Origin of the sequence: Streptomyces sp. NPDC060027 (assembly GCF_042737005.1) — a bacterium.
Classification (GTDB): domain Bacteria; phylum Actinomycetota; class Actinomycetes; order Streptomycetales; family Streptomycetaceae; genus Streptomyces.
On sequence record NZ_JBHWVI010000345.1, the window covers coordinates 1 to 6,313 of the forward strand.

At 68.2% G+C, this 6,313-nt stretch carries 7 protein-coding genes; 2 read left to right on the forward strand and 5 right to left on the reverse strand.

What is annotated here, in order from left to right:
• Window positions 1–156 precede the first annotated feature (156 nt).
• A complete protein-coding gene (locus tag ACFWBT_RS41015; protein ID WP_385709353.1) occupies window positions 157–1,041 on the forward strand; it encodes a tyrosine-type recombinase/integrase in 885 nt (294 codons plus the stop codon).
• Window positions 1,042–1,121: 80 nt separating this feature from the next.
• On the opposite strand, the gene ACFWBT_RS41020 is transcribed toward ACFWBT_RS41015, so the two are convergent.
• From ACFWBT_RS41020 to ACFWBT_RS41035, 4 genes are all read right to left on the reverse strand, one after another.
• Window positions 1,122–1,325: a hypothetical protein gene (locus ACFWBT_RS41020; protein ID WP_385709356.1), complete on the reverse strand. Its 204-nt coding sequence runs from the start codon at window positions 1,323–1,325 to the stop codon at window positions 1,122–1,124.
• Between the two features lie 314 nt (window positions 1,326–1,639).
• Window positions 1,640–2,164, reverse strand: coding sequence for a hypothetical protein (locus tag ACFWBT_RS41025; protein ID WP_385709359.1), 525 nt, complete (start codon window positions 2,162–2,164; stop codon window positions 1,640–1,642).
• A 17-nt stretch (window positions 2,165–2,181) separates the two neighbouring features.
• Window positions 2,182–2,700 carry a hypothetical protein gene (locus ACFWBT_RS41030; RefSeq protein WP_385709362.1) on the reverse strand — a complete coding sequence of 173 codons (519 nt, stop codon included), beginning with the start codon at window positions 2,698–2,700 and terminating at the stop codon, window positions 2,182–2,184.
• Window positions 2,697–3,665 carry a DUF6192 family protein gene (locus ACFWBT_RS41035; protein WP_385709365.1) on the reverse strand — a complete coding sequence of 323 codons (969 nt, stop codon included), beginning with the start codon at window positions 3,663–3,665 and terminating at the stop codon, window positions 2,697–2,699. The genes ACFWBT_RS41030 and ACFWBT_RS41035 overlap by 4 nt, the downstream gene beginning before the upstream one ends.
• Window positions 3,666–4,574: 909 nt before the next feature.
• Here ACFWBT_RS41035 and ACFWBT_RS41040 point away from each other — a divergent pair.
• Complete coding sequence (locus ACFWBT_RS41040) at window positions 4,575–4,802, forward strand: hypothetical protein (protein WP_385709367.1); 228 nt, start codon at window positions 4,575–4,577, stop codon at window positions 4,800–4,802.
• 681 nt (window positions 4,803–5,483) lie between these two features.
• Here the strand turns inward: ACFWBT_RS41040 and ACFWBT_RS41045 are convergent.
• Window positions 5,484–6,008 carry an ATP-binding protein gene (locus ACFWBT_RS41045; protein ID WP_385709370.1) on the reverse strand — a complete coding sequence of 175 codons (525 nt, stop codon included), beginning with the start codon at window positions 6,006–6,008 and terminating at the stop codon, window positions 5,484–5,486.
• Between the last annotated feature and the right edge of the window lie 305 nt (window positions 6,009–6,313).

Genomic DNA, 6,313 nt, shown 5'->3' on the forward strand with positions numbered 1-6,313 from the left:
CCGAGTTCGCGCTGCCAGAACGCGGTGACGAACGAGTCGACGTCAGGGCCGGCGAGCGGCCGTCCCTCAGCTGTCGTGATGCCGTCGCGCTGGAACACGTAGGCGGCGAGCAGCTCGGCGCGGATCTACCGGATCTCGCTGACGAACTGGGGCTGGATGCTCGCGCGCGAGCCCACCCCGATCGGACCAGATCGGCGCGGGGCGAAGCCACCGCCGCTGGAGCTCGCCGCGCTGGACGACCCGGGCCTGCCGAAGGCGCTGGCCGAGTTCGCCGCTGCCCGGGCGGACGCGATGGACCCGGACACCGTGAACCGGGAACTGTCGGTGGTGCGCAAGGCGATCGGGTGGTGGCTGCGGCAGGGCTGGATTGCCGCCGACCCGACCTTCGGCATCGAGCGCCGTCCCTCACCGCCGGACAAGACCAAGGAGCTCTCCCTCCCCCAGGTCGCAGCCGTCTGGAGCCTGGAGGGCGTGAGCTTGCGGGACAAGACACTGTGGCGTCTCCTGTATGAGACCGCGGCCCGGGCTGAGGAAGTGCTGTGCCTGAACGTCGAGGACCTGTTCACCGCTGACAAGCGCGGCAGGATCACCGCCAAGGGCGGCGCGATCGAGTGGATCCACTGGCAGTCCGGCGCCGCTCAGCTGCTGCCCCGCCTGATCGCCGGCCGCACCGAGGGCCCGCTGTTCCTCACCGAGCGCCGCGCCAGCGCTGGCACCCCGACGATGGACATCTGCCCGGCCACGGGACGGGCCCGGCTGTCCTACCGACGGGCCGAGGAGATTTTCGAAGAGAGCACCCGGCTGCTGGCCATCCCGCTCGCCCGCCCCGAGCAGTGGGACGACCTCCAAGGCTTCACTCTGCACCGCTGGCGGCACACGGCGCTCACCCACGACGCGGAGTCCGGCACCAGCACACCCATGCTCCTGGCCCGCTCCCGCCACGCCTCCGTCCGCTCCCTGGAGCGGTACGCACGGCCGGGCGTGGACGCCGTCGCCCGGCACGTCGCCAGCCAGGACCCCGCTGCGCGGCGCCGAAACTGACGCTTGTCGTGCAGAAGCCCACCTCGGATCAGACGGATCGTCAAAAGATTTGACAGCAACACCGGTTTTTCGTTCCGTTCCTACCCGGACCCCTTGTTGCACGGGGCGCACACCTTCTTGACCGTGAAGTCCAGGCCCATGCTCTGCCGGGTCACGTCGAAGGCGCCAGCCCCATAGCGGGCCTGTTCGGTCTGCTGCCGCCCTGGCGGAAGGTATTGGTTCAGCCACTGAGGGAAGACATGTTCCTTGGTGACGGGAGAACCGCCGCAGAAGACGCAGGACATCAGCGGATCTCAGCGGATTGGCTCCGGTGTGGCTCAGCATGCCGAAGCCCCCACCACGGCACTGACGTGGAGATTTGCGACCAACACCGCTGGCCAGGTGCCCCCTGGACTGGAGAAGATCACAGAACCTTTGCGTTCTGTGCGGTGAGCTCCGCCGCCTGAGGTGTTCAGTCACGGCAATTGGTCGGGCTCGTTCGCGTACCCGCGAGGAGGCGGATGTTCATCCCGCCATGCCGTGCCCACCAGGTCCAGGAAGCGGGATCCGCACCCGCCGCACTTTCCATTGTTCGCGTCCTTGCCGGCTCAACTGCTGATCATCCGGTCCGGTAGCGGTTTGGGTTCTGGCCCGGGGTGAGACTGGTGGCGGCTGCCTGTAGTGACTGGGTGGCGGCGTCGATAGTGGTGTTGATTGTCTCGGGGGTGGCTCCGGTGCGTCTGAGTCGTTCGGCGTCGATGAGGCCGGCAGTGGCCAGGGCGGCGTCGCCCGCTGCTTGCGCGAGGGGGCTGAAGTCGTCGTCGAGTGTGGCTTCGATGGCGCTGCGGACCAGACGCATGCTCAGCAGCCGCAGGCGCGTTTCATCTGCGGCTGAGGGGATCGTCGAGCGGTAACCGGCCAGGAGCTGGGTCAGGCCGCGGGGGGGTTCTTGCGCGGGGTCGGCGCGCACGGCGGCGTCGAGTTCGGTTTTGGCGAGGAGTACGCCCAGGAGCAGGGCGCTGTCGGTGCGCCGGGGACCGGCTGGGCGGAGTTTCGGGTCGGGGCTGGGGGCAGCTCCGAGTTCGTCCAGCGCGCGGTACAGGGTGAGCGCGCTGGACGGACGCCAGGTCGACGGGCGTGTCATGACCGGCGTTCCTGTCGCTAGGTACGGGCGGCAGAGCGACGGCGCCGCTTGGTCTTGGCGGTCCGCACCGGCTTGGGCATGGTCATGGTGGCCTTGCTCATGCGGTCGTAGGTACGGGTCATGTGGGCGATCTCGTCCTGGAACATGGCCAGAACCTCGTAGTCGGCGACCTGCTCGCCCAGGGGGTTGATGGCCCCCGACAGCAGACGGCGCAGTTCGGTGTTGATCCGGCGCATCTTCAGGGAGGCGTTCTCGGCGATCTTCGCGGGGTCGGTCGTGATCATGTAGCCGCCGCGGTAGGCGAGGAACGCTTTGCCCTTCTCCATGGTGAGGTGGTCGCGGATGTAGCTCTTGGTGCGCTCGAACTGTCCGTCGGTGGCGTGGATGCGGTCGGTGATGTGCTCGCGGGGGAGTAGGACGTCGTCGCCAGCCTCGTCGAAGAGGCGCCAGGCGAGTTCTGCCAGGTGCTGGGTGGGAACCGGGGCGGCCCGCTGGCCCGTGTCCGAGACTGCCGCGGTGCGGGCTTGACGAGTCATGGCCCGTCATCTCCTTCGGACAGGATGCGGGCGAGTTCGTCGTCCATCGTCTTGTCGCCGGTGGCGAGCGCGGAGTCGCACCAGTCCAGTGCTGCACGGATCCTTCTGTGGTTGTCCAGGATCGCTCTCACTTCCCGGTCGGTGAATTCCGTGACGTGCAGGCGGGGGACCATCTCCTGAAGGTCGACCAGGAACGCGGTGCCGGTGCCGATCAGTTCCAGTGCCTCGCGCGAGGCACGCTGGTAGTCCACGGCCGGTTCCCGCAACCGCGCCGATGCCCGGGGTGCGGCCGTGGTCTCCGCCTGCTCCCAGGGGTCGCGGTCTGCGGGCTCGCTGTCGCGTTCGTGGGCGGCCGCCAGCCGGTCTGCCGCGGCTTCCATCCGCTGCTCATGGTGTGCGCGGTACAGGATGCGCTGGTTGACCGGGTTGGCCATCACCTTGTGCGCGACATCAGGCCGGCGGATGATCTCCTCCACCGCGCCTACCGCGTTTTCGGAGTTCGCCAGCAGAGTGCGTACTCGGTCGAGTTTCTCTTCCTTGGTGAGGGGGCGGTGAGGCAGCCGGCCAGCACGCCTCAGGGCAGCGTCCTCGGTCCAGTGGTCCGCTCCGTTCGGTGGTTCCTGGATGATCTCGAAACGATCATCCAAGGATTCCAGGGCGCGGTGGACCGACCAGGACACACCCGGCTCCCGGTGCTGGGGCGGCCACTGCATGGCGGTGAACCGGTAGCCCAGCAGCGTGTGGACGTTGATACCGATCTGATCGGCGTAGCGGTCCAGGATCGTGAAAACGCCGCGCTTTTCACCGGGCTCGGACTTGTCGACCATCTTCAGAGTGATGTCGCCCAGCTCGAACTGGATTCGCGTCTCCTCCAGGACCAGGTCGCGGCCCTGGCGCACGAAGCGCCCCCACTGCCGGTCGGTGTAGCGCTGGGGAAAGGGGCTGACAACTCTTTCTCTGACCATGGTGAGCCTCCCTGCATGCCCGGGCGCGGGTACAGGTCCAGCAGACACGTCGAACCCCACCTCGTGCCCTTACTCCCAATCTAAAACCTTATGCCAGGTTTGTTAATTGATCGACGGGTTCCCTTGACCGGCAGGGGATCCCTCACTCCCTGGTCGCGTGACCTCATGCTCGCGGAGCCGGATGTGAATCGGCCGCGGCAGGATAGGAGCGGGCCTACGCTTCCACTGCATTTCCGCAGGCCAACGTTCTGCAGCGCGACGTTTATCCGTCACGCGACGATCGCGGCGCGGGCCCGGTAGGCGGCAGTGCGGCACGCAGGCCGGTCGTACACCGCATCGCGCCGACGATCCTGCCCGGCGGCGACGGCTTCACCGCAGACAGGGCAGCTCCGCAGTGCCCGCGACGTCGTGTCGAAAAGCCTTGCCTCACAGTCGGAACGCCTCCGTCGCGCAGCCGCCCCGCAGGCAGGACAGCAGTAACGGATATCCGACCGAGCCAACACCGTCAGCGGCTTACGGCAGAAGGCACAGCAACGCACTCGCCTGTCCATATCTCCAGAGTAGGCGTGGTCCTCGTCTCCACTCGGCGCTGACAGGCCGGTCATGTTGTCCTGCGGGCCAGGCGGAGCGCGCCCACCCCGGCGACGCCCCGCCCTGTACCGCACGGTGCGGGACGCGTTCGTCGTCCTGGAGGAAGCCGCGGCGGCCAGTCACGTTGGCGGGTACGGCGCGCCACCTGGGCGGGCCTGAAGAGGAGGCGTTCACGGTGAGACATCTGCTCACCCTGGCTGCCGAAGCCGCGGGCGGCCGGCGCGACCTCATCCACACCGCGTACGAGAACGTCGCCATCGTCCCCCCGCCGAACCCATCCCTGACCAGGTCAAAGACAGCCAATTCGAGATCAGTGGCATGGTCAAGACCGGCAACGACGAACGCGGCACCCGCCGTGCCGCCCCGCTGCGGATTGACGGGCGCCGTGGGGATTGGAGCGACATCGAGGTGCTCTGGCTGGCCGGCGACCTTCGCGACGACGGCCTCGAGGACCGCTTCATCGACGATGTCATCGTCGCCGACATCGGCGAAGGCACCGACGGCTGGGAGTTCAGCGGAAGCTCGTACGTAGTCGAGCTCAGGTGATGTCCCCCGTTCGGTGCCAAGCCCATCACTCCACGCCTGCCTCGACACCGCCGACGGACCACGCGTCAGGTCGGGCACTGCGGCAAGCAGCGCCCGGGCACCCCAGCGGACCTTGTGGTCGGTGTTCATGCCCTGCGCGGCCCGGTGGGCGAGGTAGATACTCGACCAGGTCCGGGCGCATCAGGACTCCGCTCGGGCGGCGTCGATCGCGGCCGAACTGGGCAGGCTGTGGGAGACCGTCCGCGGCTGGCTGCGGCGTTTCGACCTGGCGGCGTGTGGGACATGGCGGAGATGAACCGCCTCAGGTCGACTGCGGCCAGGGCCTCGCGCAGCCAGATCACCGGGTTGCAGCCGCGGAGCCCTGAGCGCGATGAGCTGCTTCATGGCGCGCTGCTGTCCCTGACCCTGGCGGCGGATCTTCTGCGTTGTCGGGCAAACCTTTTTCAGGCTGCGCGCACAGGTTCGTTATTGATCAAGAACAGGTGAGACGTCCGGCAGCGGCAGCCGTGGGCGGGAGGCGTTCTTTGTATCGGGGGACCTGATGGAAGGGGGCGGGGTCCTGGTCAGGTTTGAGGATCCCCGCCCCCTTTGGGGGCCCGCCGCGAACAGGTTGCTGGTGCGGTCGGGCGGTCAGGCACCGGCCCCCGTTTGGGAGGGGGCGGAGGCTGGCGGTTGTGGGTGTCAGGCGGCGTTCAGGCGGGCCCAGTGGGTGGTGTTGCCGGTGGGGTGGGTGCGGGTGCCGTGTGCCTCGGCGATGGTGTCGATGATCGTGATGCCGCGTTCGTCGTCGGCGCAGGAGGCGGTCCGGGCGCCTTCCTGCTGGGCGGGGCCGCCGTCGGTGACGCCGACCCAGAGCCGGTTTCCGGTGTGCTCGCGGTGCAGGTGGAAGGCGATGGGGGGCTGGGCGTGCTCGACGGCGTTGGTGACCAGCTCGGACACCACAAGCACCGCCGCGTCCACCGCCTCGGCGTCGACCTGCCAGTCCTCCAGCACCGACTCTGCGATATGCCGTGCCTCATCGGCAGCCTCGGGCTGGTGCTCCAGCGCCCGTGTCACATCGTTACGGCGGCCGTGATCGTCGGCGGGCCTGCGCGGGGCCGGGATCCGCTGCTGGCGGTCACCGGTCGTGGCCGGCAGGCTGGGCTGCCAGCCCGCTGCCGCACCGCCGGTCTGGTCGGTGTGGCTGTCGTGAGCAGTGGCGTACATGACGATCACTTCCGGAGAGGCAATTTCTCGGCTCGGGTGAGGAAGTCGGTCCCGAAGGCTCCGGAACCCTGTCCCTCTACCGACAACACTCCTCCGGCCGCCTCCCGGCTAACTGAGCAATCTGTACTCAAAACGACAAACGGATACGCGGCTGCCTGGTCGTCCCGTACACGACGAGGGCCCCATCCTCGTGCCCATTGCCTGCGGGAGACGCGAACGGTCCTCATGAGGGAAGCGGCGGCCGCATAAACCGGACTGATTGGACTGGGGCCTGCCTTCCGCTGTCCGGCCGGACAGCGGAAGGC